This window comes from Chryseobacterium sp. MYb264 (assembly GCF_035974275.1).
GTDB lineage: Bacteria > Bacteroidota > Bacteroidia > Flavobacteriales > Weeksellaceae > Chryseobacterium.
The window spans coordinates 3,590,618-3,617,609 of the sequence record NZ_CP142422.1; the positions used below are offsets into that span (position 1 = coordinate 3,590,618).

The 26,992-nt window shown below is 36.5% G+C and carries 15 protein-coding genes and 6 pseudogenes; 15 read left to right on the forward strand and 6 right to left on the reverse strand.

Annotation, left to right across the window (positions count from 1 at the left end):
* The first annotated feature begins 119 nt into the window (after positions 1–119).
* Together VUJ46_RS15565 and VUJ46_RS15570 are read left to right on the forward strand one after the other, a co-directional pair.
* Positions 120–10,346 carry a SpvB/TcaC N-terminal domain-containing protein gene (locus tag VUJ46_RS15565; RefSeq protein ID WP_326981648.1) on the forward strand — a complete coding sequence of 3,409 codons (10,227 nt, stop codon included), beginning with the start codon at positions 120–122 and terminating at the stop codon, positions 10,344–10,346.
* On the forward strand, positions 10,333–10,800 hold the full coding sequence (locus VUJ46_RS15570) for a hypothetical protein (protein WP_326981649.1): 468 nt from the start codon (positions 10,333–10,335) through the stop codon (positions 10,798–10,800). Before VUJ46_RS15565 ends, VUJ46_RS15570 begins: the two co-directional genes overlap by 14 nt.
* A gap of 12 nt (positions 10,801–10,812) precedes the next feature.
* Here the strand turns inward: VUJ46_RS15570 and VUJ46_RS15575 are convergent.
* Positions 10,813–11,112, reverse strand: a pseudogene (locus VUJ46_RS15575) (helix-turn-helix domain-containing protein); the annotation flags it as partial.
* A 366-nt stretch (positions 11,113–11,478) separates the two neighbouring features.
* On the opposite strand from VUJ46_RS15575, the pseudogene VUJ46_RS15580 reads away from it, so the two are divergent.
* The 8 genes and pseudogenes from VUJ46_RS15580 to VUJ46_RS15615 form a co-directional block, all read left to right on the forward strand.
* A pseudogene (locus VUJ46_RS15580) lies at positions 11,479–11,631 on the forward strand (RHS repeat-associated core domain-containing protein); the annotation flags it as partial.
* Between the two features lie 48 nt (positions 11,632–11,679).
* Entirely contained in the window at positions 11,680–12,336 is a 657-nt protein-coding gene (locus VUJ46_RS15585; RefSeq protein WP_326981650.1) for a hypothetical protein, read from the forward strand.
* 30 nt (positions 12,337–12,366) lie between these two features.
* On the forward strand, positions 12,367–12,759 hold the full coding sequence (locus VUJ46_RS15590; RefSeq protein WP_326981651.1) for a hypothetical protein: 393 nt from the start codon (positions 12,367–12,369) through the stop codon (positions 12,757–12,759).
* Positions 12,760–13,266: 507 nt separating this feature from the next.
* Positions 13,267–14,184: pseudogene (locus tag VUJ46_RS15595) on the forward strand (RHS repeat-associated core domain-containing protein); the annotation flags it as partial.
* 7 nt (positions 14,185–14,191) lie between these two features.
* Entirely contained in the window at positions 14,192–14,518 is a 327-nt protein-coding gene (locus VUJ46_RS15600) for a hypothetical protein (protein ID WP_326981652.1), read from the forward strand.
* Between the two features lie 462 nt (positions 14,519–14,980).
* A complete protein-coding gene (locus tag VUJ46_RS15605) occupies positions 14,981–15,961 on the forward strand; it encodes an RHS repeat-associated core domain-containing protein (protein ID WP_326981653.1) in 981 nt (326 codons plus the stop codon).
* 914 nt (positions 15,962–16,875) lie between these two features.
* Positions 16,876–17,823 (forward strand): annotated as a pseudogene (locus tag VUJ46_RS15610) (RHS repeat-associated core domain-containing protein); the annotation flags it as partial.
* Between the two features lie 372 nt (positions 17,824–18,195).
* A pseudogene (locus VUJ46_RS15615) lies at positions 18,196–18,312 on the forward strand (IS3 family transposase); the annotation flags it as partial.
* 100 nt (positions 18,313–18,412) lie between these two features.
* Here the strand turns inward: VUJ46_RS15615 and VUJ46_RS15620 are convergent.
* On the reverse strand, positions 18,413–19,300 hold the full coding sequence (locus tag VUJ46_RS15620; RefSeq protein WP_326981654.1) for a metalloprotease: 888 nt from the start codon (positions 19,298–19,300) through the stop codon (positions 18,413–18,415).
* Between the two features lie 181 nt (positions 19,301–19,481).
* Here VUJ46_RS15620 and rplU point away from each other — a divergent pair.
* From rplU to VUJ46_RS15635, 3 genes and pseudogenes are all read left to right on the forward strand, one after another.
* Positions 19,482–19,844, forward strand: a pseudogene (gene rplU, locus VUJ46_RS15625) (50S ribosomal protein L21); the annotation flags it as partial.
* Positions 19,845–19,888: 44 nt separating this feature from the next.
* Positions 19,889–20,146, forward strand: coding sequence for a 50S ribosomal protein L27 (gene rpmA / locus VUJ46_RS15630; RefSeq protein WP_100076262.1), 258 nt, complete (start codon positions 19,889–19,891; stop codon positions 20,144–20,146).
* A 456-nt stretch (positions 20,147–20,602) separates the two neighbouring features.
* Positions 20,603–20,779 carry a bacteriocin-like protein gene (locus VUJ46_RS15635; protein WP_326981655.1) on the forward strand — a complete coding sequence of 59 codons (177 nt, stop codon included), beginning with the start codon at positions 20,603–20,605 and terminating at the stop codon, positions 20,777–20,779.
* Between the two features lie 67 nt (positions 20,780–20,846).
* Here VUJ46_RS15635 and VUJ46_RS15640 read toward each other — a convergent pair whose 3' ends face one another.
* Together VUJ46_RS15640 and VUJ46_RS15645 are read right to left on the reverse strand one after the other, a co-directional pair.
* A complete protein-coding gene (locus VUJ46_RS15640; protein WP_326981656.1) occupies positions 20,847–23,372 on the reverse strand; it encodes a DUF5686 family protein in 2,526 nt (841 codons plus the stop codon).
* 168 nt (positions 23,373–23,540) lie between these two features.
* Positions 23,541–24,080 (reverse strand): hypothetical protein, encoded by a 540-nt coding sequence (locus VUJ46_RS15645; protein ID WP_326981657.1) that lies wholly within the window; start codon positions 24,078–24,080, stop codon positions 23,541–23,543.
* On the opposite strand from VUJ46_RS15645, the gene VUJ46_RS15650 reads away from it, so the two are divergent.
* The gene (locus VUJ46_RS15650) at positions 24,058–24,231 is read left to right on the forward strand and encodes a hypothetical protein (RefSeq protein WP_326981658.1); all 174 of its coding nucleotides are present in this window, start codon (positions 24,058–24,060) and stop codon (positions 24,229–24,231) included. The two genes, VUJ46_RS15645 and VUJ46_RS15650, sit on opposite strands and share 23 nt — an antisense overlap.
* Before the next feature lie 58 nt (positions 24,232–24,289).
* Here VUJ46_RS15650 and VUJ46_RS15655 read toward each other — a convergent pair whose 3' ends face one another.
* Both VUJ46_RS15655 and VUJ46_RS15660 read right to left on the reverse strand, forming a co-directional pair.
* The gene (locus VUJ46_RS15655) at positions 24,290–24,547 is read right to left on the reverse strand and encodes a hypothetical protein (RefSeq protein WP_326981659.1); all 258 of its coding nucleotides are present in this window, start codon (positions 24,545–24,547) and stop codon (positions 24,290–24,292) included.
* Between the two features lie 260 nt (positions 24,548–24,807).
* Complete coding sequence (locus VUJ46_RS15660; RefSeq protein WP_326981660.1) at positions 24,808–25,254, reverse strand: JAB domain-containing protein; 447 nt, start codon at positions 25,252–25,254, stop codon at positions 24,808–24,810.
* Positions 25,255–25,648: 394 nt separating this feature from the next.
* Here VUJ46_RS15660 and VUJ46_RS15665 point away from each other — a divergent pair, with 394 nt between their 5' ends.
* Positions 25,649–26,989 carry an IS5 family transposase gene (locus tag VUJ46_RS15665; RefSeq protein WP_326981209.1) on the forward strand — a complete coding sequence of 447 codons (1,341 nt, stop codon included), beginning with the start codon at positions 25,649–25,651 and terminating at the stop codon, positions 26,987–26,989.
* Positions 26,990–26,992: the final 3 nt, after the last annotated feature.

Sequence of the window (26,992 nt, forward strand, 5' to 3'; positions counted from 1 at the left end):
ACCAATTGACTCAACCGTATTTGATGAACGCTAAATCAAATTCTAAAAATTAAAGTATAAAAATCTCAAAAAGGTATAATTCATAAGAGCTGTACTTCTAATCATAAACAAACATCCGAATGAAAAAATCTTTGTTAAGTGTTTTCAGAGAAAATACAAAACTTCTGAATTCATTGTTGTTTTTCATCTGCTGGAGCCAAATTCATGCTCATTCTAATGCCATGTACTTTGGTGATTATACGCGTAAAAGTGTACCTGTTGGTGAACTTGGAAACGTAAAAAACGTGCAATATCATCATGTAGAAAAAATAATTCCTGAAAATGAGGGAACTACACATGGTATGGTAGATTCTCAAGAGACAACTTCTGATAAAAAAATAAATGTATCCCATCCGATTGCTGCAGGGTATCCGTATAAAAGTTCATTCACCAATATCAGGCAGTATGGGTCTGATAGTAAAGAAGGGACTATTGGAACCGATGCGGAGCATCCTGTAGATCATGTCTATGACAATATATTCCATATTTTGGTGGATGACAAAATCAATGTTGGCAGTCAATTTATCCTGGAATATGATTTATATGGGATCACCAGCTACGATAGTGTCAGTAAAGTAATCAATGATGATCTGGCAAAGGGTGGCGGAAAAGATATTGAACACAATAAGGTGTGGACCCATCAGTATGAACCGCTCCGTCAAGAGTCGATTAAAAAAGGCATGAATACCATTATTTTTACGATTCCTGATCATGCGCAATACAGTTATAAAGTAAAAAATGTTCGTATTTCTGTTTCGGACAAATCTCGGCCCTTAAAAGAAATAAAGGAAGAATATAAAGCTTTAAGCATTTCGAAGTTGGTCAGTAAGAGCAATCTTGCTGAAAGAATAATTTTAGGAAATTCAGAATTGAGGATTCCTGCTCATGTTCTTAAAAACGTAGAAAAAATTTCGATTACAGCTTTGAGGGATATTGATATGCCTGTGCTGACTCCTGAAATGGTGAATGTAACCTCCGGAAATTCCGGCTATCGGTTTTTGCCTCATGGGGAGCTTTTTTCTGCACCTGCTCATGTATCGTTGGGATTTGATGAGAATAAAATTCCTGAAGGATATACTCCGCAAGATATCAAAACCTATTATTTTGATACCTCCGAAAAAAGATGGATTGCTTTGGATAAAGATAGCCTGGATCTTAAAAAAAGTACCCTGATTTCTAAAACAACCCATTTCACCGATATGATCAACGGAATTCTGAAAGTTCCTGAATCTCCGGAAACAGGCAGCTATGCTCCGAATTCGATTAAAGATATTAAAGCCGCAAATCCATCAGAGGGAATTGTAAGTATCGCTCCGCCTACAGCGAATAGTATGGGTAGCGTGACCACCAGCTTCCCGATAAAAATTCCTGCCGGAAGACAGGGTATGCAGCCTTCTCTGAATATAAGTTATAACAGCGAAAGCGGGAATGGCTGGCTGGGAGTAGGCTGGGACCTGTCTCTGCCTTCTATTACGATAGATACGCGCTGGGGAGTTCCGAGATATGAAAATGGAACAGAAACTGAAATTTATACGTTTGGAGGCGAGCAGCTTGCATTTGAAGTCGGAAACGGAACCATGGCAATGCCGAACAGAAGTGAAGGTTTTGAAAAAGCGCGACAGAATGACCGCCGGTTTTATCCCCGGATTGAAGGCTCCTATAACCGAATCATAAGAAAAGGCTCCAATCCTAAAAATTATGTTTGGATCGTAACCTCTAAAGAGGGAACGAGATCTTATTTTGGGGGGGACGAAAATGGAGTAAAAGAGAATGCTGTTCTTAAAGATGATGCTGGAAATATCGGTTATTGGGCGCTCTATAAAACCGTAGATCTCAATAAAAACTATGTAGAGTATCTCTACGACCGTACAGGATATTCGGGAAATACAGCGCCGGGTGCACAGCAGATCTATCCACAGCAGATCAATTATACCCTTCATGAAACGACGAATACTTCTCAAAAATATTCAGTTCATTTTACGACCCAAACCATAGGAGAGGATGTACAGATTGACGGAAGACTGGGTTTCTTAAAAGCAGATTCTAAAAAGCTCACCAATATTACCATCAGCTATGGCAATAGTAAGGTGAGATCCTATCAATTGAATTACAAGGAAGGAGCTTTCAAAAAGACTTTACTGGGCAGTATTACGGAAATGGATGCCAATGGTGCTGTTTTTTACACCAATGCTATAGAGTATGAGCAGGCTCCGAATAAAATTTTTGCAGACCCTATCCCTTGGTCGGTCAAGGAAAATATTGACCTATCGGACAAATACTCTATGCTTTCAGGAAGTTCCGGAACTTCAAAAGGAGCGAATTTTGGGATCAGTGTGGGTGCTTTTACCTTGCCACCTCCTAGCCCTGTGGGAGATAAATCACCTTTTTCTTTTAGAAAAGGTACGTTCGGAGCTCACGGTTCGATAAGCAAAAGTGATTCGGACGTTAAAATTACATTGATCGATATCGATGGGGATCATCTTCCGGACAGGGTATATGAAAAAGACGGGGCTATTTACTACTCAAAAAATAAATCGGTACCCGGAGGTCAGCAGGAGTTCGGAACTTCACTGAAAGTGGGTGGGGAGATATCGACCATCAGTAAGTCCAAAACTTCGGCATGGGGAGTTGGGATTAATGGAAACTTCAGCAATGTAAGCCTAGGTTTTGATTATTCCAATACCTCTTCTACAACGCATTCTTATTTTATGGATTTTAATAACGACGGTCTGGTCGATTTTGTAAAAGACGGGAAAGTCTATTTTAACAGAATCACCGCCGGCATTCCAAGTTTCCATGAAGACAGCAGCAGTACTCCTTATCCGGTAAAAATAACCTCATCGAATCCATCCCAGTCGCTGTTCGACGCTCAGGATGCTGCGGAAAAGAAAACAATGCTTGAGCAAAACCCGCTCCATGATGTGGTAAGGGTATGGGTAGCTCCGAAAACCGGAAAAATAACGGTAAAGAATAATTTTAATCTTAACCAGGTTACCTGTCCATCGGAAGAAGACTGTTCAAAAGCTGATGGTGTCGCAGTTTCTTTTCAATATAAAAATAATGATCCTCTGGTCGATAATATCAACGCCGGCGATTTTGGAATGCACTCTTTTGCTGATCAGACCATTGATATTAAAAAAGGAGAAAAACTTTACTTCAGAGTAACTTCAAAATATGACGGAACACAGGATCAGGTGACCTGGAATCCGCAAATCACCTATTCCGTGCAGAGCAACCCTGCTTTGGACAGTGAAAACAGAAATTTATCTGTTTATAAAGCGGAAGAAGACTTTGTGAATTCGAACGGCAGCACATTTTATGCAGAAGATCACGGAACCTTAACGCTATATCTGAATAAGCCGATTCCATTATCAGATGATGCCATCATCAAATTGACTGTGAATGATCAGGAGACTGCCCTGGATCCGGTATTGGCTGGAAGTACCTATAGCAATTTGACGTATGGTTCTCCTGTGATGCTGAATAAAGATGATAAAGTAAAAATAAAGGTATTTACGGATACACAGATCGATTGGTCCAAATTTAAACTCATTCCTGAATTTATAAATTCAAACGGCGATAAAACCATCCTTCAGGTGGAATACACCATGTATAATGACCGTGGAACTTTTAACATTTATAAGGTTTCCGGAGGGGAAGTAAACCGTAAAATTTCGGTAAAAGCATCTTCCTTCCCGAATTTTCAGGGTAAAAACGGCAAAATCGTTGTTTCTGCAAAAATGAAAAATAAGCTGTTGACTAAAACGGTGTACACCATTACCAATGACGGAAATACGATTACCCCTTCTTTTGGTTCTTCTTATACGGTAAAATCCGGGGATGTAAATAATGACATTTATCTGGAAACGACGATAAGCAGTGATGACAGGGGGTTTATTACAGGAATTTCAAGTGTTAACGGGTCTTTAATGAATAATAACCTTAATTATATTGATAACCCCGGAACCCTTCAGAAACAATATCCGGAAACGTCATCCGGAAATAGCGGAATTTTAGAAATTGCTCAGAACAATACCTCTTTAAAGTTTGAAATTGTAGATCACAATGCCTCGACATGGGCAACGCTGTCTTTAAAAGACCAGAATGGCAATACTACTGTTTTTCCTAAACTCTCCGGAGAGGCTTCGTTTCCGAAAGAAGCGGTGGTAGCTCTGCAAAGAGGGAGCTACACCTATTCTCTAGAGTATTCTGAAAATCAGAATGCTCCGGGGTATGCGCGAATTTCAGTTCCTAACGGTGGCAGTGAATCGAGAATGAGAGATTTTGTAAATGCTCCTCCACACAAACCTATTCTGTCTTCATTGGATCTTACGAAAGCTCTGAATTCTGATCAGTATGATGGCAGGTTCGGAACCTTATACAGAGGATGGGGTGCATTTGTGCTCAATGGGAATAATGCAAAACATAATACCGTACAGGAAGCCTATAGCTTAACGGCCAACTATGCGAACAGAGGAACCAAAGAAGAGATGAAAGTCATTGAGTCTGAGTTGGCTTTAAGCAATGCTTATGGTAAAGATCCCGGGACTTCTCCTCCGGTCAATGTACCGACGCATGACAGTGAAGGGAATGTCACGTTTCAGTCTAATGAAAGCTCAATGGCAGAGAACAAATTTTTAATGATGAATTCCGATATCAATAATGATGATAAAGGAAGATGGATTGATACGGATCCATTGATCTACATGACGCAAAATGCCATCAGTACTTCCCGTATAGGGGTACACGGTATCGATCACAGTTTTGATAATTACTCTACCGGGCAGGCTCAGGGAGATAGGCTGAGTGCTCCTGATATAAAGACAAAAAATCAGAGTGTCAGTGTTGCCGGAGGGGTCAGTTTAGGAGGAGTGGCAGGTATTAATGCTTCCCATACGGTATTTTCCCAGGCACAATCGATACGAAATGTATTGGATTATAACGGAGATGGTTTTCCGGATGATTTTAATAAGAAAAATATTAAGCTTACCTCTCCGCTGGGAGTTCCTTCCTCTTTAGGGCAGGATGCTTTCGGGATAGGTAATCACCAGTCAGTCTCTTCGGCCACGGCGGAAGGCTTGTCAACAGGGATGAATTTTACTCACGGATCATCAGACAGAACTGCTTTTGTACGAACCGTTGCAACGAAAAGCGAGAATTATAATAATTTTTTACAGGCGGTCAACACCGCGAAAGAAAGCCAGCGGGGATCAACCAAATTAACAATAAGCGGAAATATGGGGATCTCTGCAGAAAAGTCTGAAAAGACATTTTTAGATATCAACGGAGACGGATTACCGGATTTGTATAACAACGGGAATTTCAGCTTAAATATCGGGCGAAATCAATTTGCCAATACCGCATCGTGGAATACCGGAGACGTATCAAAAGGGAAAGGTTTTTCAACAGGAGCCGGAGCGGGAGTCTCTTTATTCTGGGGAAGTTTTGAAGGAGGTGTTAATACATCAACAACTGAAAACGAAACCAAAGAGGAACTTCTGGATATCAACGGAGACGGTCTTCCGGATAAAGCGGTGTACAGCGGATCTAATGCTAAGATTTATTTAAATAACGGGCATACCATAGGAAGTACCGTATTGTCTGTAGATGCGGGTTCCAATTTGCATGTAGATCAGTCGATCAGTGTCGGAGGAAACATCGGAGGAACCATTCCTGTGCTTATTCCTACCAATCCGACATTTACAACAGGCCTGAAACTGAATATTACCGTGGGGGTTTCTGTGGGAAAATCCTCCGGAAAAACAAAATCTACTTTCAAAGATATGAATGGAGATGGCTATCCTGATTTTGTAACCTCCGATAATGCCAATAATATCAGAGTATCTCTTAACCAAACCGGAACCGCCAATCTTCTTAAAAAGGTCATTACCCCGATGGGAGGGTCTTGGGAAGTGGCTTACGACAGAATAGGGAACACCTATGAGATGCCGCAAAGCAAATTTGTATTAAAAAGTGTCATCACCAATGACGGATTTGCCGGAGACAGGATATTTAAACCGGATGTATCTAAAATAACAGTCACCTATGAAAAGCCATTCTACAGCCGATGGGAGAGAACATTCTACGGATTTGAAAACCTGACAGTCAACCAGATTGATACCAAACAGGGAGGCGCTGCTTCCAATGTGATCTACAGAAAAACGATTCAGAAATTTAATAATAAAAATTACTATTTCAAAGGATTGCTACTTGATGAGGTACTTCTGGATAAGGATAATAAGGTGTGGAGCAAGAAGGTAAATGTCTACAGCCTCAAAAATATCATCAATGTAGATCACGCTACTATTTATTATGAAGGAGAGGCTGAAAAAACAGGAAATAACTTCGGTTCTTTCGTGGCCGCAGAATCGGTGAGAAGTAATTTTTATGATGGAACAGTAAAAATTGACCTCCTTACGGATGCTCATATTAAGAAATATACCCTGACGGAATTTAAAACCTATGATCAATGGGGAAATGCCACAGAAGTAAGGGATAGGGGAGATTTGGATATTGGCGCTTCAGAAATCTTAACCAGCAAAGTGACCTATACCCAGCTCAACAATGCCGCCTATATTGTGATGCCAACTTCTGTGAAAAATACGGCACAGGGAATCACGCGTGAGAAAAAAGCAAAATACAGCCCTGCCAATGGCAATCTTATCAATATGACGATCCTTAATCAGGGGGCAGACTATTCTGTTTATGATTTTGAGTATGACACGTATGGAAATATGACCAAATCTACAGGGCCTGCGAACAGCGATCATCAGAGATTCTTTCATACCTATACTTATGACGATCTTGTAAAAACCTATCCTGTAAAAGTGGAAGATGCCTTCGGGTATACCAGTAGAACCCGATATGATTTCAGATTTGGATTGCCGATCCTGACGGAGGATATGAACCTTCAGCCTATGAAGTATACCTATGATGCGAAAGCAAGAACCACTGAAATTACGGGGCCTTATGAAATGTTTAATAATATTCCGTGGACCATTAAATTTGAATACAGCCCGATTACCAATGCCCCGAAAAATGCGACCAATGCGCAGTCTTATGCCGTAACGAGGCATTATGATCCTGAGTACGCTGGCAATACCATCAATACCATTACGATTGTGGACGGATTTGGAGAAGCTGTTCAGGTCAAAAAAACCGGAGCGATTCATAATGAAGGGATTAAGTATATCGTGGCAGGAAAAGTGGAAGAAGATGCATTCGGCAGAGCTTTAAAAACCTATTATCCGACCGTGGAAAACGTCAGCTCGGCTAACATCCGGTATAATGCTGTGGCAGATCAAGTACCCCCAACGGTGAATACCTATGATGTGTTGGACAGAGTGGTCTCTACTAAACTTCCGGGTGAAGATCTGTTCTCAACCATTTCCTATGGATTTGCCAATGATGTGCAGGGAAGAAGAATGTTTGAAACCACTTTCAGTGATGAGCTCGGAAGTGTTAAAAAAACATATACCGATATCAAAGGAAGAACAACTTCTGTGCATGAAGTCTCCAATACAGGAGCTATCAAGACGCAGTTTACCCATGATGCGATTGGAGAAATTCTTTTGGTGAAAGATGTCAATAACAATAGCACAACATCGGTTTATGATGATCTGGGAAGAAGAATCTCTTACACTCATCCCGATACAGGAGTCACCACCTACGTATACGATAAGGCCGGAAATATGATTTCCAAAAAGAACGCGGCCAATGAAAATGTAGAATACAAATATGACTTTACAAGGCTGAAAGAGGTGAAGTACCCTGTTTATCCAGCAAATAATGTAAAATATTATTACGGAAAGGCATTGGATGCGGCTGCCATGGACAACAATGCGGTAGGAAGACTTTGGTATCAGACTGATGCTACAGGAACCCAGTATTTAAAATACGGAAGACTAGGTGAGCTTATCCACCAGAGAAGATCGGTCGCTGTGCCGGGAGCCGGAGTATATTGGTTCGGAACAGACTGGAAATATGATACCTGGAACCGTGTAAAATCCATTACCTATCCGGATGGGGAAGTACTGAATTATAAATATGACAGAGCCGGAAATCTCAATAATATGGTTTCCGTGAAAGATGGCGTTACCTATCCTATGATTAACCTTCTGGGCTACGACAAATTTGAGCAGAGGGTCTATCTGAAAAACGGAAACGGAACAGAAACCAGCTACGAGTATGAAACCAACAGAAGAAGACTCTTGAAAATGTTTGCTAAAAATACAAACAACAACAGATTTTTTATGCAGAACGTCTATCAGTATGACGTGGTTTCCAACGTCATGCAGATTCACAATAATGCACCTGTGGTGGCCGGGCTCTTAGGAGGTGGTACCAACTATGCATTCGGATATGATGATCTGTACAGGCTGACGTCAGCGTCCGGAAACTGGAGAGGAAATAATACCCAAAATCAGGAAGAGCGACACCGTTACACGGTGGGAATGACGTATGATAATATGCACAATATCATGAGCAAAACCCAGAAACACGAGCGGGTGGCAGGAGCAACAAGCAATAACTGGACGACTCTGGAACCTACCTCTTACAGGCTCAACTATAAATACGATCATGCATCGCATCCCCATGCGCCATCTACCGTTATTGATGAGCAGAATCTCGTGCCTTCGTCCACCTGCTGCAATCCGAATGATCCCGGTGTGAAGTTCCAGAACTATACCTACGATGCAAAAGGAAACCCGACCCGTATTGCCCAGCAGACCTGTACGGTAACCGAAAATAAAGCAATCTATGACTGGGATGAGGAAAATCGCCTGCGCTTTGTAGATACCAACCCTTCGACTCCGGAGATCGATGGGGCTGCAATCTATACCTATGATGCAGGAGGAGAGCGAATTATTAAAGATGTTCTGTATTCCGGAATGTTGTTCAGAACTGCCGATGATAGCTCTGCAATGTCTCAAACTCAGCCTCAGGTGGAGTCTCATGCCTTCACCATATATCCGAACGGATTACTGACAATGAATGTTTCTTCTGATGGGAAAAGTACAACCGTTCCTCGCTATACCAAGCATTATTATGCAGGCAGCCAAAGGATTATCAGTAAAATAGGCGAAGGAAACAAAGTGGGAATGTTCAACTGTGCATGGCAGATTATTCCTTTTTCAGGAAGCACTCCACCAATTAATACCGTTACGTCTTCAGATACTATTTTGCAGACCGCCACGCAAAGCAATATCGATATCCTGCAGAAAAATAATATAACGGCACAAGGCTATGGGCAAAATGGAGGCTACAACGGAAGCTGTACAGGAACCTATGCCGGAGCGAAGGAAAACAGACAATACTGGTTCCACCCGGATCACCTGGGATCAAGCAGCTATATCACAGGACTGGATGGAGAAGTAACCCAAAATATAGAATATTTCCCAAGTGGCGAGATTTTTGTAGAAAACCATAAGAATAGTCATAACAGTCCGTATAAGTTTAATGCGAAGGAACAGGATGCTGAAACGGGGTATTACTATTATGGTGCGAGATATTATAATCCAAGGGTTTCTCTTTGGTTGAACGTGGATCCGCTAGCGGAGAAAATGCCGAGTTGGTCGCCGTATGCTTATGCGTTTAATAATCCCATTCGTTTCACAGACCCAGACGGAAGAGAACCAAAAGATGATTATAAACTTCATAAAAATGGAAGGTTAGAGTTAATTAAAAGAACTGGTGGTAGTTTTGATAGATATTATAATGAAAGTGGGAGCAAATCCATTAAAGTTAATAAAGAATTTACCAAAAATTTTAAACAAACTACAGAATGGAGACCATATGGACAAGGCGATGTTCCTACAGAAACAAATGTCACGCTCAAAAATCCTAATATTTCTTCTAAACAGATTAAAAATTATTTTTACTTTCTTGCCTCAAACACCAATAAAGAGTGGAATTATGATAAATTATCTAAAGACGGAATATTTGGTAATACAACATTATATTTAATTACGTCTCAACACAGAGTAGGCGATGTTACTAATCACGGAATTCCTGAAAGTTATGCAAACAATGGTTATACTTGGTTAGAAACAGGACATAGTCATCCATTTGGTTCTCTAATGAAAGAATCTGGATACTTTGATGTTAATTGGCCTTCAGGATTTAATTCAAATGGAACTATTAAACCAGGTGAAGGTGGCGATCGTCAAACCTTCGAAAGTAATAAATCAATAATGCCGGAAAAGGCGTGGATTTTCTTGCCAACACAAAAAAATCCAAACATTATTTATTACAACGACCAAAAGTTTTGGTTTCCAAATCAAAATACAGAAAATGTTCACCAATAAATTTAACTATATGTATAAATATTCAGTTGTGGTTACTTTATTAATGCTTTTCTCTTGCAAGGAAAAAAATGTTTTCAAAGAAATAAACCTTAATGAAAATATTTTGAAAGAAATTAAATCTGATAGTAAAACTTCAAAAAAAACGAGTGTTTATATTGTTAGCTTGTTCACAGACAAAGAAGAAAATATATGTGAAATAGTGAAATATCAAGAATCTCCCACGTCTACAAATTTTGTGGGGTGTCAATTTTTGCAAAAAGACACAATATTTTTATATACGGACAAAAAAAATAAATATTCGGATTGTTATGTTTTATCTGGCAAAACCATAAGTTTAAATAAAAAACAGTTTGCGATAGAAAACAGAAAAGAAATAGGATACTATAAAATAGATACACTAAATTGTTCAATGGCAAAGTTTATTCCTAATAAAAACACCAAAGCCACTCGATGAGTGGCTTTATTGTTATATTGCAAGCGCATTAGAAAGCGTTTTCTTAAGTTTTAATTTATAGAGAGCCATATCAATAATACTGAATATGGATTCTTTTTGTTTATCGTCCAGCTGTTCTATCAGTTGGACTTTTTCTATTACCGATTTATTGAGAGAATCAATCTCAGAAAATACGTTATCAGAATTTACAATATCTGCGATGCTTACGTCTAAAGCGTTTGCAATTTTTTCTATTGAGGAAAATTGTGGGTCTACTTTACCGTTCTCAATTTTAGAGTATTGGCTTGGGTTCATACTCAAAGTTAGGGCAACTTCTTTTTGAGTCGTAAACGCTCCATTGCCATATTTTCATTATCAGGATATGAAATTTGGTCAATATAAATGTAATCTTTTCAAAAAAAATCGGATAATTCAATGTTTTTATAACTCCAAATTCATATTAGGAACGAATAAGTTTTCTTTTATTTTAGGAAAAAATTTATTTTTTTAATAGAAATAAGAAAGTTTAAGTACAAAGTACTGAATAGAGTAAAAGTAGTTTTTCTCCATTCAATAAATATGTATTTTTGGAAAGAGAGCGAGCGAAGAAGTTCAAGATGAAATATTCAGGGATAATGGTTTAGAGGTGTTTTTGGTTTTTGTAGAAAATCATAAGAACAGTTATAACAGTTTAATGCCAAGGAACAGGATGCTGAAACGAGGTATTACTATTATGGTGCGAGACATTATAATCCAAGGGTTTCTCTTTGGTTGAATGTGGATCCACTGCCGGAGAAAATGCCGAGTTGGTCGCCGTATAATTATACGTTCAATAATCCAGTAAAGTATACTGATCCTGATGGAAGAGAACCATTTAATGAGTATGATAAGAATGGCAAGATGATTAGTAATTTAGGTGGAAATAAAATAGATTTTTACCATCAAAAAAATGGAGATACTAAAGTAGTTAGTCGACAAACTGGAGATTCAAATGTTATTAAAGGCGGAGAATCTATTATTAGTGGTTATACCCATAGAGGGAAAGATGTTGGATGGGGTACTATAACAGGTGAATTTTTTGGAGGAGACGGACCTACACGTAGTTTGTTTAGCGATTTTAATGATTCTAATTCTGGTCCTTTTGCTTCTTTAGATAGAGCATCATCTCCTTATTCTTCTTTAGCAAGACAGGATGCACTAAATTCGAAAAATTCAAAAGGAGTTGTAAAAATGGATTATTCCCACGCAAATCCGCTTACTGCAAATTTTGATGGATATGAACAGATGTGGGGAAGATCAAATGTATCTTGGTATAAATTAGGAGATGAAACACTTTTTTTAATGACCGATTCTAAGTCACAAGAGTCGTTATTTTATAGATTACCAGTAAATAACTTTGAAAGAACTGAAGGGAAAGTAAATAGTTTTGGAAATACATATCAAACCTATATATGGACTGAAAGCAATTCAGAAGTTCAAAAAAAAGCAATTAACCCAACGTTAAAGAACGTTTTTAAACAAGCTATAACACCGCCATCTATATTAACAAGACCTTGATTTAAATCGAACATTTTAAATTTAATAAGTATGAAAAAAAGTATAAGTTTAATTTTATTACCTTTTTTATTTTCGTGCCAAAATATTAGTAATCAAGATATATGTGGAAAATATTCACCCATTTCATACAAGAATACATATGACACTCTAACAATTAACAAGGATGGGGTTTATAACAGGGTAATTTATAATATAAAAAGGAAGAAATTGTTGAATTACAATTCGAAATACAAATTAGATGGTTCTTCAATAAAATTTTCTGATTTTTATTTGAATTTGGATAAAGATTTAATTGCTTTTCCCGAAGATATTAAGGATATCGATATGACTTACACAACTTTTTTTGAAACAAAGAATAAAAATATTATTCTTTGTTTTGGATATCACGAAGGAGAAAATTGTTATCAAAAGATTATAGAATAAATAAAACTCTCGCCAATTGGCGAGAGTTTTATTTAATATAATGCCGCTGCATTTTTAAAGATTTTTTTAAATTTTTGTTTGGTAATCATCGTTTCTAGCATGGCGAAAATTACATTTTTGTCTTCTCCTATAATCTATTGATTAATCTTACCTATCCAGTCATGGTTTTATCTTTTACTACAACTTCTGTAGGAAATTGATTATCAGTATGTAAAACTTGTTCAATATAAATGTAATCTTCTTAGAAAATCTGATAGTTCAATGTTTTTTACAGCCTCAACTTCATATCGGAAACGAATAAGTTTTCTGTGATTTTAGAAAAGAATTTATTTTTTAAATGGGAATAAAAAACTTAAAGTATAAAGTAATGAATAGGGAAAAATTCGTTTTTCTTCATTAAATAAATCTGTATTTTTGGAAAGAGAGCGAGCGCAGAAGTTCAAGTTGAAATATTCATTTATAATGGTTTAGAGGTATTTTTTTGTAGAAAATCATAAGAACAGTCATAACAGTCCGTATAAGTTTAATGCCAAGGAACAGGATGCTGAGACGGGGTATTACTATTATGGGGCAAGGTATTATAATCCAAGGGTTTCTCTTTGGTTGAATGTGGATCCGCTGGCGGAGAAATTTCCTTCGTGGTCGCCGTATGTTTATGCACTGCAAAATCCTGTAAAACTAATTGACCCCGATGGAATGGCACCAATGGATCCAGGACCAGGACCAAAATGGAATCATTATTCCGCTATAGGATTGCGAGGTTATACTCAAACTTATTTTCAAAGTAAAACAGATCCTGATCCTTGGACAATAAATACTTTTTTTGGTAGTGTTAATTTGCAAAATCCAACAGCGGTAAATGCTCATATTCTTCACGTTGGATATGAAGACTTTATGCTTAGCTCTCATAAGCAAATGGCAATATATGCCAATGCAATCGACTGGAATCATTTTGATGAAACTCACGAAGTTCAATTTAATTCTACCTCGAATTACCAAGGTAATACATATCAAATTGGAGAAAGACCAGTTACCCTTACAGAAGTTCGAAACAATATTGCTGCTATACAAGAATTGAGCTGTAATTGTGGCGCTGTTTTGATGGGAGCGGCAGGGGCGTCAAAATCTCGTTATAGTAGCATTGATGATATTTTAGAAAACCCTAATTTATTAAAAAACCAAAGTCCTGCTGATGTTAGTAAAAACATTGGGGCAAATCCTAATTGGAGAGAAACAACCTTGGGTAAAGGCAGTAATAAAGGGGGTGGTTACAAATTAGAAGAACTTAATAACCGTGGTGACGTTACTGGCAAACAGATTAGATATAATCCAGGTTCAAAGACAGGACGAAAAGGAGGTGATCCGTATTGGAGAGTTAATAGTGGACACGGAAATTCTGCACCGATATTTAACAAGAAAAAGTAGGAAGATTATGAACTCATTATTTGAAAATGATTTAGTTAGAACATTAAAAGTTATTGGTGAAGATTCAAATTATCAAAAAAAGCATATAGCTAATCTCTTAGGTGAAAATTGTGATAATGTGGATGAAATTTTATTAGAATATGATGATTACAAATATTTGAAACAAAATTACAATGATTGTGTTAATAATCTTTTTACAGATTTAGAGAACATATTAGATGAAATTGATAATTTAGGATTACATAGTTTTTCAGATTTAAATGATGATGTATGGAATAAAGCAAGAAATATAGCTAACGAAATTCTAAAAATAGTAACCAAAGCCACTCATTGAGTGGTTTTTTTGTTTCACAGTGCCGCTACATTTTTATTAAAGAAATCTTTAAATTTTTGTTTGGTAATCACCTTTTCCAACATAGCGAAAATTATATTTTTGTCTTTTTCCTCTAATCCATTGATTAATCTTACTTGTTCAATGAAGACTTTATCTTTCTCTATAACTTCTGTATAATCATCATTATCAGGGTGTAAAATTAGATCAATAGGAGTATAATCTTCTTAGAAAATCGGATAGTTCAATGTTTATTACAAGTCCAAATTCATATCGGGAACGAATAAGTTTTCTTTTATTTTAGGAAAAAATTTATTTTTTTAATAGAAATAAGAAAGTTTAAGTATAAAGTACTGAATAGGGTAAAATTCGTTTTTCTCCATTGAATAAATCTGTATTTTTGGAAAGAGAGCAAGCGCAGAAGTTCAAGTTGAAATATTCAGGGATAATGGTTTAGAGGTGTTTTTGGTTTTTGTAGAAAACCATAAGAATAGTCATAACAGTCCTTATAAGTTTAATGCGAAGGAACAGGATACTGAAACGGGGTACTACTATTATGGGGCGAGATATTATAATCCAAGGGTTTCTCTTTGGTTGAATGTAGATCCGCTGGCGGAGAAAACAATGCAACCTTATACTTATGGGAACAATAACCCAATAGTTTTTACAGACCCAGATGGAAGAGCTGCTTATCCACCATTAGGATACAGAGGAAATAGTTGGATTGATGGCACTGGTGATTTTGTTAGGTCAATAGGAGGTGAATATATCAATAAGAGAGATGGTAAAATGTATGATAATGGAACTAAGGGAATGCGTCAGACAACGCATATACAGTCTTTATATATTCCTGCGTCTTCAATCGCTAACGAAACAAATTTTACTCTTAAAATTTGGAATAGAAATAATTCTGAAGGTGTGGTGAAAAACTATAAGAATACTCGTGATATAATTGTTGATTATCTTGCAGGCACTGGACCCGACAATGCGATAATAAATTCTGGGGGAGCTTTAGAACAAATTAAAAATTTGGAGTCTGTCAAAGCAAATCTTAAAACTCTATTAGGAAAGTTAAATGATAATGGAGGTTATCATATTGGTAAATCCGAAGAATTATGGCACGACAACGGGAGTATCTTTGGACACGGGAAAGAATTTGGTCAGCTACTGGGTGCTTTATATAAAGGTATTAAAGGTGGTGCTGGACCTGCTTTTGATTCCGATTTAATGAATAATCCTATGAGTGCACTTGGTTCATATGGTATGTCAGTTAGAGTAAACTCTGATTATAAAACGGCAACTGTAGGTGTTTACAATAGTCTATCACTTGGTTCAGGACTAGATAATATGTTTGGTAACATTTCAAGACCTAGGACAGCAGTAAGTAATAATAAACTAACAAATACTTATCAAATATATATATGGACAGTACCATTAAAAAAATAATTATTTATGAAACTATCAAAACTTACACCGTTTAAAATTTTTCTTATACCAGTTCATATAATTTTTCTGTATTTTTTTACATATGGTAATGCATTTTTCATTCAAGCATTTTTCATTGTAGTATTTTTATTAATAGTTTTTCTTTTTTTCATTATTGATTTAGGATTAATATTATCGATTAAAAAAAATCAGTCATTAATGTATGTGCAAGTCGGATTAATTATTGTGTATTTTATAATCATTTTATTATGTAAATCTCAAATGTTTGAAATGTTGCAAAATTTGGTTCCAGTTATTCCTAAACATTGATGAATGGGTTCCCCACTGCGTGAATATATCAAAAAGTTGGTATTTCTCTAAGTGGTTGAAAATTAAATGATGTTAATCAAGAGCAGAAAATTTTCTGTTCTTGATTTTAAGAAAAGAAGTTCTTTAAAATAATGTACGCGGTAACGGAAGAAGACGATTTCTATTGGTATACCCGATGAGGCTGTCCAAAAAGTTTGGACAGCCTCTTTATTATGTTTTTTTTTGCGCTTTTTTAGAGCTAATACTCATTTCTTATTGTTAACCCAACTCTAAACGTTCATTCAGATCTAGTTTTCAATTGCTACTTCGGTTGGGAAAATTTTCTTCGTGATTTACAATTTGGTCTTAGAGAAACCTTCAATCTTTTCTACCCCTCCAAAATCATAGAAAAACGAATAAATTTTCTGTGATTTTAGGAAAGAATTTATTTTTTAAATGGGAATAAAAAACTTAAAGTATAAAGTAATGAATAGGGAAAAATTCGTTTTTCTTCATTAAATAAATCTGTATTTTGGGAAAGAGAGCGAGCGCAGAAGTTCAAGTTGAAATATTCAGGGATAATGGTTTAGAGGTGTTTTTTTGTAGAAAATCATAAGAACAGTCATAACAGTCCGTATAAGTTTAATGCGAAGGAACAGGATACTGAGACGGGGTACTATTATTATGGGGCGAGGTATTATAATCCAAGGGTTTCTCTTTGGTTGAATGTGGATCCGCTTGCAGAGAGTTTTCCGGGAAGATCACCGTATGAGTATACGTTTAGTAATCCGGTACGTTATACAGATCCTACGGGGATGGCGCCGGATCAAGAGTATCCGGATTCTTATAAAGGAACACTAGGAAAGGGGGATTGGCGTAAATCAGATCGATTAAATAATACCCAAACATGGAAAAATGCTAATGCATATAATACAAAAAATAGTATTAAAAATCAGTATGCTCCTTTTTCTCAGATCTTAGATTATTATAAATGGGTACAATCTGAATCTACAGCAAGAGGGCATCAGGTAAGATGGATGAGTGGAGCAATAGGTTTAGTAGATGATATGTCTATAATTGATTCTGGTGCAGATATTTTCATTAATTCAGAAACTATTGGTTTATTAAAAAAATTGAACGTGGGAATTCAAAATGGGACTCTGCCTTATTTTAATGATTTACTATATGGAAAGTTCGCTAATACTCCTCTAACAGGCTCTGTAGCACAGGCATGGGATACAGCTTTGGTTAATTACGAGCAGGGTAAGGTTGCTCCACCAATTTATGCATCAGCCTCTCCAACTGCACTAAAATATATGAATCAAATGGCTCATTCCGCGGGATCTGGTAATGGATGGCACTCATTTGTCGGAGGGGGATCTGCTCCTAACTTCTCTACATTTGGAGCTACTGTTACAGATACTCAGGCAAGAATTGATATTCCTTTATTAATGTTGTATCCGAATTCATATAAACCAAAATGGAAAGGATTTGATAATATGAAAGGCTCAAGCGGAACCCTGAATTCAGCTTGGGGAGGATGGTTTAAAGGTAAAGGATGGTTAAAAAATTAAAAGCTATGTGGTATTTATTTATGTATATTGCTAATATTATTATTTCTTCTTTAGTTTGGAAGTTGTACGATAATACGTCTAGATTTTTTTTTCCGGTAATTTTTACAATTACTTTAATGTATGTTCCAATTTTGATTATTAATTATTTTGTAAAAAATAATAATATCTTTTACAAAAATGTATTTTATACGATTGTAGGGTTATTTTGTTATACATTTTTTATATACTTAGTACATGGTACGATTGACAAAAATGTATTCTTTTCTATAGCGAGTATAGTTACGATTTATTCTTTTATATCATTTATGCTACTACACACGTTAATATTTTATTTTTTTAAAGTTAAATATTAGTGCATAGATTCCCGCTGCGCGAATATTTGAATACATTGAAATCTGGTACAACAAAAAAAGACGTCACAGCGCCTTGAGTTACCAAACTATTGAAGAGTTTAACAGTCAAAACAAAATTTATCAAAATGTAGCTTAACTTATACTGGAATTTTTATTTGCATATCCAAATCTTCTATATAAGTAAAAAGAGGCAAGAAAATCTCGCCTCTTTTTTTAAAATATGCTAAAAATGAATGTTATTTCAACTCTTTAAACTCTTCAGCAGAAATTTCTCCCGACTGAATTTTTCTCAGCTCGTCCATATATTGGCTCATATACGCATCCAACTCCGGATACTGAGTATTTTTTGCCATTTTATATGTTCCGTTCAGCACGCCTTGATAATAATAGAAGAAATTATAATCGAAAGCGGAGGCCGTAAGATCATACTGACCTAAAAGAAATCCCAAACGTACGGCAGATCTCCTTTGTGGCGGGGTTCCATGGTGTCCGGCGCTGTTGGTTTGATAATCACCAATACTTTGAGCAAACTCATACGCTGCAGCGATCTGTGCAAATGATGTTTGGTTATAACCATTTGGTCTTCTCAGATAATATCCCGCAAAACCATCTGCTTCCAGTTCATTGGGTCTTGCAGTAGACTCACTAACGGAAGGCAATCCGAAAATGTATTGCAACTGATGACCGTACTCATGAGCGAGAATCATGGCGTTTACAATATCTCCGCCTTTGGATTTGGCATCATAATAAATGGCATATCCATAATAAATTTTCCCTGTAGAATAAGAAATTGCGTTGTAAGTAGAATTGTAATTGGAAGGATCATTTACAAATCTTAGTGTAGGATTGCTTCTTCCCCACATACTGGCAATTTTTGTCATCTGCGAATTCATAAAATTGGTATCTGCTGTAGCTTGCAGTGTTGTGGTAAGCACCGCAGACGAGCTCCAATATTGATCTACATAATAACACACTTTTTCTAATTCGTTGGGCTGATCAAGTCTTAAATTTTCTACCTGAACCTCCGGTAATACCGTGTCTTCTACATTATCATTGTTACATGCTGCCAATGTAAAAACAGCAAATGCTCCCACTAAAGCGCGGAAATTAAAGTTTCTTTTCATATAAAATATTTTTGGTGTGAACGAAGGTATAAAATATTATGATAAGTATCATCACTTTATGGTGAAAAATTATTCAGAACATAAAGAAAAAATTTATGTAAAAAATAATGGGTTTGATTGTAAGCAAATTAGAATTTAATTCTTATATTTGCACCTCGAAATAACTAAAAATCTATAAACAATGTTTGCAATTGTAGAAATAGCAGGGCTTCAATATAAAGTTGAGCAAGACCAGAAGTTGTTTGTAAACCGTTTAGCAGGAGACAAAGGAGGTAAAGTATCTTTCGATAAAGTACTTCTTACTGTAAACGGAGCAATCACGGTAGGCGCCCCAGCTGTAAGCGGAATCACTGTAGAAGCAGAGATCCTAGACCACGTAAAAGCTGATAAAGTAATCGTTTTCAAAAAGAAAAGAAGAAAAGGTTATCAGGTGAAAAATGGTCACAGACAATCATTAACTCAAATTCAGATTACTGGTATTACAGGATTTGATGGAGCTAAAAAAGCAGAAAAGCCTGCTAAAAAGACAACTAAAAAAGCTGACGCTGAAAGCGCAGAATAATTTAAACCAAAAAACCTTAGAATAAAATGGCACATAAGAAAGGAGTTGGTAGTTCCAAAAACGGTAGAGAATCGCACTCTAAAAGATTAGGTGTAAAGATTTTCGGTGGTCAGGAAGCTATTGCTGGAAATATTATTGTTAGACAAAGAGGTACTCAACACCACCCAGGTGCAAACGTGGGAATCGGTAAAGATCACACTTTGTTCGCTCTAGTAGACGGTAAAGTAGTTTTCAGAAAGAAAGCAAACAACAGATCTTTTGTATCTGTAGAAGCAAACGCATAATTCAATTAGCGTTTTATAAAATAAGCTCCTCAGCATTTTTGTTGAGGAGTTTTTGTATGTAATAAATAATATTCTAAATTCTTCTGCGTTTTACTCAGACACTAAATTAAAACGGATCAGTTTCAAAACTTGGGGAGAAATTCTTTAGATATTTTTTTGCCACGAATGCGCGAATATTTTTATTTCCCACGGATAGCACAGATTTCCCGCGGATGATATCGTTGATTTTCTTTGTTTAACCTTTGCGGTCTTTTATAGGTAGAACGGTTTGGTGAGACTTAAAACGGGAATTGTCAAAAAACTTGGGTTGGCTTCGTGTTCAATATGTAAAGTGTAAGGAAAAGAATCTGCATCATTTGCAAAATCTGCGAGAGCAAAAAATTTCATCTTACATGATCTGAACTTTTTTGCCTAGTCCCCAACTTTTGTACTTGATCCATTAAAACGATATTTAAAATGAAAAATTTAAAAAAACTTTCAAGACTTCAGCTTAAAACATTAAAAGGTGGTTTTAAGTGTGAAGGTATTTCTTGCGACTGGTATTGCGGCTTGCCTGCAGAAAACCGCCCTGTTTGTCTTTCGCCACAAACATTGATGCCTATTTGCGGTGGTTGTAATAATAGTGATATTTAAGATGGTTGTAAAAAATAAACCCCGGCAGAAAACCGGGGTTATGTATTTTATAAAAATTTTGTCTAGTTTAAAACCCAACTTGGAAGCCTGCTTTTACACCAAATTTCGAAATATCAGGTCGGTCCAGGTAATTTCCTCGCCAGTTAAAGTCGACACGGAAAATTCTAAGGTTTCCGATCCCGATGTTTTCAATTCCGAAACCGTATTCAAAATAAACGTGGTCACTTGGTGCTGAATATCTTAATCCATCAACATTGATTGCTCTTGCTCCATCACTTAATGTTCCGTAGGCTCCCCTGATGAAGGCAACTTCTCTTAATTTTAATTTTTTAATTAAAGGAATAAAAGACAGTATTTTTCCGTTAAAGTGATGTTCGAGATGCAATGTGGTGTAAGTGTCGGCAACAAATTCGTAATAATTAAGCTGTGCAAAAGTATTCTGAACCAATCCGTAAGACTGGTTTCCGGGGATTACGTTTTGTAAAGCCAAAGGCACGGTGTCGAAATTCTTGCCAGCCTCGAAATTAACCATCAATTTGCCCAAACTACCAATGAGAATAGGTTTATAGAATAAAAACTGTAATTTATTATAGTTAAAATCAGCGTTGAATAAGCCTTCAATACCTCTTGTGTACTTCAAAACAATGGTTGGTGCCAGCGTTCCGTGCTCATACCTGTCTACTCCGGTTTGTGAGAATTTTGCACCCGGTCTTGCGATTAAACTTAAAGTGACATGAGAATCATTAACGGTTTGTCTGAGCTCACCGTTTCTGTAATACATCAGGTTAAATCCTCCGGGGTTAGCGGATTTGATACTCTGCATAGTCCCGTCTACGCGTACCTGAAAGTTTTTCCAAGGTTCTATAGAGGCAAATATGTTCGTTGAGTTTACAGAACTTAAAGAAGCGTTGTCTCCTCTCGCAAATACCGTTGAAGAGGCAAAGGACCGCGACATAATTCCGTCATCATCAGTAAGCTGTGTACCCAGCTGTAAAATATCTCTTCTGGTTCCTAAGCCAATCATGAATCTGTTGAGTCTGTTGAACATATACTTTCCTTCAGCTCCGTACTTGAACTGCTGGTCTCTGAAGCCATAGGCTCCATAAAACTGAACTCTCCAAGGGTCATTTTGACTAAAGTAGGATCTTGCCCCCAGTCTTATTCTGTCTCCCTCCACTTCATTAAAGCCGTAAACAGAGAAAATAGGACCAATATCAACTCCTTTTACGATATTGTAATATCTTGAACCTAAAGTTTCGTAAAGTTTTACAATTCGGTTGAATTTCGGTGTTTGTTTTAGCTTGTCCAGCATTTCATAAACACCTTGTTCGGTTTTCGATAAAGAGTCAGGTCTTGCTTTTGCCCAATACGCATCGTCTTTATCTACAAATTTATCATCATATTCTTCTTCTCTTCGAACGAAAACTTTGTTGTCTAAAGGTTTATTAAAATCATATTGATAATAATCTACTGATCGCCTCGCAATGATGCTTTTCGAGGTTTTTTTCTTGGCAAAAGGCGTTAATTCAATTGCGGTAACGAATTTTTTAGGTAAGAATGTTTGATCATCAGGGTTATCATATTCCAACTCGGTTGAAATGCTGTTGATGAAATTAACATTGATCTTTTTGGTAGATTTTAAGGTAGCTCCCAACACGGCATAGCTGTCGGTATCGATATAAAGATAGCCCTGAAAAGCCAAAACTTCGGTTCTTTTCGGCTGATATCTGATTCTAAAAGCTCTTTCACCGTGAACGGTAATGGTATCCGTTAAATTATAATCATAGGTACTGAAACCATCTGTTCCGACAGGGCTTGGGAAGCCAATATCAAAATAATTTAAAGTATTGTCGTAAATATTAATATCACGATAAAGATTTTTGGCCGTTACCGTAATCACCTGATTGTCCTGAAATCCCGAGGTTTTCTGAGCAACAAGAAGTCTTTTATTTTTTTTATCGGGTTTGTTTTCGCCGTAATTTTCGTAGATCGATTCGTTTAAGAAAATAGGAAGTCCCATTTTTCCGCTGGCGGTGGAATCTGCATAATCGAAGATAAAATCCATCTTATTGAAGATTTTTTTCTTCATAAATGTACTGTCCAGATTATTGGCATCAAACTGAATTTTCTCGTATTCTTTGTAAGTATACGTATTGAATTTATCTAAACCGTTATTTCTTTTTCTTTTCCATACTTCCTGCATGATGGCATAAGCCGGATTTTCTTTTTTGTTTTTATACTTTGGTTTTTCGTTATGAATTACAACTTCCTGAATATCTCCCACTTTTTCAGCGGAAAGTTTTACAAAAATATTAGAGTTATTTTCTGAAGTAATATCAATGCTTTGTAGCGAATAGTTTTTCTTTAAAAATTTAAGTTTATAAATAATACTGTCCGACTGAACGCTAAAGTCTCCTGAACTGGTCGTTAAAGCAGCTTTATTGCTGTCGTTGATAAAAATATCTACGCCAGTAACGGGTTTGTTTGTTTTTTCATCTATAATTCTCCCGTTTGCTGTATTTTGAGCGAAAGTGATACCTGATATGAGGAAAAAAAAATAAAATAAATTATATTGAGTGTTTTTAATTGACATTTGTTGTTCTTCAAGCTATTAGCATAAACAAAAAGTATGCTGTTTTATTATAAAAAGTTAATAACTATTTAAACTTTTTAAGATTCAAATAAGAAAATGCAAAGGTAACAAAAATAACACCATCAAAATTGACGGTGTTTATATAATAAATTTGTGAAAATTAATACTTTATCTTTGAAGCTCTGCAAAGATGTATCCTAAGGCTCCAAAACCTAAAGAATCACCATCAGCAATATGGAAACTTACTCTGTAATACGTTCTGTCGGTATACGAGAAGAAGGTGAATTGCGCCGCGCCATCCTGCACACAGTTTACGGGAACAAGTGCCGCGTTGGGAGTTCCTGGTATTCCGGCTCCTAAATTAGCAAAAGTAGGAGTAAAAGTCATTGGGGTTGTATTGATAAGTCCTGTACTTGCCTGGCTACTTCTTGATATGGCATGAAGGATTCCGGTGTTGTTAACTCCTGTTGTAGATCGTACTTCAAGATAGGTGTTGGTATCTGTACAGGTTGTGGTTGGATATCTGAATTCAAGAGAGCCTAAAGTTACTGTAGAGTTAGCAGCTACGCTGGCATTTATACTGAAAGATTTGAAGGTAGTAGTTAAAGGAGCAATGTTCTGTATCACAACATTTCCACTTGCATCAACTCCTAAAGCGGCAGCGTTTTGGGTGGTAGGTGTAGTATTGTTAATATTTGTAAACTTCATTCCTGAAGTTCCTGTTGTTCCCGATGATACTTCTAATTTAGCGGTAGGAGCCGCAATTCCTATTCCTATATTTCCGGTACCTGTAAATCCAAGATTGTTTCCTGCTAAATTTACATTTCTCGCGCTGGAAAGAGATCCGTTTCTGTCGTAAATTGTACTGTCTACTTTTATCCATGCAGTTCCGTTGAAATAATAAAAGCCGATAGTATCTATATTAACCGCAGTTCCGTTTTTGTTCCGTTGGCGATGCTGTTTACATAAATCATGGTGGAGGTAGGTGTTCCCGTCATATTTTGTGCTCTCAATCTATCAACTCTAGGAATAATAATTCCGTCAACATTTGTTTCTGTTCCGGTTGGGTTTTTTGCGGTAACGTCTAATGTTGAAGTGGGAGCTGGGTTGTTGATTCCCACTTGGGCGCTAATTGCGAATGGAAGCATTAGAGATGATAAAAGAAGCTTTTTCATATTAAATTAATTTTTATTGCAAAATAATAATAAAATATTTACTTAAAATGTAATTTTGTTTAAATTTTTAATAAATATTCGTTATGAAGCAATAAAATAAAAATAAATTCAGGCATAAAAAAAGACTTACATTTCTGTAAGTCTTTTTGCTCCTCCTGCTGGGCTCGAACCTTAAGGTGTTACATGTTGATATTTAGTGATTTATATGTTGGTTTTTAATAGAGTATACCTAAAAGTATGCCTTTGAGGTCATTAATTACCTACAGCAATCCCTCATCATTAAAACTTGTATAACTCTCTTTCGTAATGATGATACTGTCAAGAAGAGCTATGTCAAGTAGCTTGCAAGCTGTATTAAGCTTTTTTATTATGGCTAAATCTGCACTACTTGGATTAAGATTGCCACCTGGGTGGTTATGTACCAATATTAATCCAGTGGCTAAACACTTTAAGGCTACTGATAAAATCAGTCTAATATCTACTAAGCTATTTGTAATACCTCCTTTAGATAGGCTATAGAAGCCAATGACAGTATTTGAAGAGTTTACGAAGAGTATTTTTACTTCTTCCTGCATTTCTATTATTCCATTATCCCAGAATGTCCTGATAACTTCTACTACATGACTACTGGTAGTGAGCTTAGTTTGAGACATTTTGTTGGGTTGGTATGTTACCTGTATCTCTGATACTGTTGTTTCTGTATTCATTTTTTTTTGGAGTATGTGAGGAAGCTTATTTCACATTTTTTGTAACCCCAAAATCATAAAACTTGTTTAGCACCTTTTTCTGATACATTAGAGTAGTTACATTCTCTTCATCCTGATAAGACAGTTTTAGAGTAACTGAACTGGGAAAGGTCATATATGCCAAATTTGTCGATAACTATAGCTTGGGGTATACAGGTGGGAGATAAAAATGAAGGTGTTGATAGACCTTGGGCCAAAAATAATCCAGACCCAAGCCCAGGAAGGTCAAGCTATTTAGTCATTCCTTAAAAACCAAGTAATATTTTGATTATCAGTTTTATGCACTTATATTTCGTAAAAAATCGTTGTAAAAAATTGCAATAAATTGTATTTTTAGGATATAAAAAGTGGCAAAATGTTAGGCAAAATAAGAGAGGATTTACAGCAGAATTTATTCAAGACCAGGCTTACGGAGCTTATTAATATGGAGCATCCGGTGGTAAAATTAGCTGGGGAGATTTCCTGGGATAAAATGGAGTCAGAGTTTGAGAAATTATTTTCAGAAAACGGAAGACCTTCTATTGCTATCCGTAAAATAGCAGGAATGCTTTTGCTCAAGGAAATGTTTAAAGAAAGTGATGAAAGTGTAATAGAGAGATGGATTGAGAATGCGTATTGGCAATATTTTACCGGAGAAACCTTTTTCCAGACAGAGCAGCCTTTCGATCCGAGCAATTTTGTACACTTCAGAAAAAGAATTGGAGATAAGGGTTTGGAATTTCTTTTGGGACAAAGCGTTTCTCTCCATCCCAAAGCCAAAACAGAAGATGAAGTTCAGGTAGATACGACGGTTCAGGAGAAGAACATTACCTTTCCTACCGATGCCAAATTAGCAAAAAAAGTAATCGACAATTGTAGAAAAATAGCAGAAAAAGAGAGCGTTGTACAAAGACAAAGCTACAGAAGAGTGAGCAAACAATTATTGCGGGACGCTTTTTTTGGACATCATCCCAGAAGACAGAAGAAGGCAAAAATGGCGAGGAAAAAGCTCAGGACGATTGGTAAAAGAGTTCTTCGGGAATTGGAAAGAAAACTTCCTAAAGATGTTTTGAAAGGCTACGAAGACGTTTTTAAAATTTACCTTAAAGCACTCACCCAAGAACGTACCACGAAAGATAAAATTTACAGTCTTCACGAGCCACAAGTTGCGTGTATTGCGAAAGGAAAATCGGGAAAAGCATACGAGTTTGGGACAAAAGTAGCAGTAGTAAGAGGTCGGAAAACAGGGATCATCAGCTCGGTAAAGAGATTTTCTGGCAATCCTCACGATAGTAAAACTCTTGAAGAATCATTGGCACAGAGTGAGAGGGTAAGAAAATCCGTTGGCGGAACAAGACCTACGAAAGCCACTACAGACAGAGGATTTAAAGGAATCAAAGAAGTGGAAGGAACAGCAATTTTGCTTCCCGCAAAAAAAGAAAAAACAAAATATGGGCAACAAGTAGCCAGATTAAGATTCCGGGCAAGAGCAGCCATAGAACCTTGTATCTCTCATTTAAAAAGAAACCACTCCTTAGGATTAAACTTCCTGAAAGGAGTGGCTGGAGATATTAATAATGCATTATTAGCAGGGATTGGATACAATTTGAAGATGAGATTGAATCAAATCAAACAACAAATTCTTCTTTGGCTCGAACTTGTTCTCCGAATCTTTTTAGGCAAATATAATTTTCAAAGTCAAAAAACAGCTTTTTAAGGA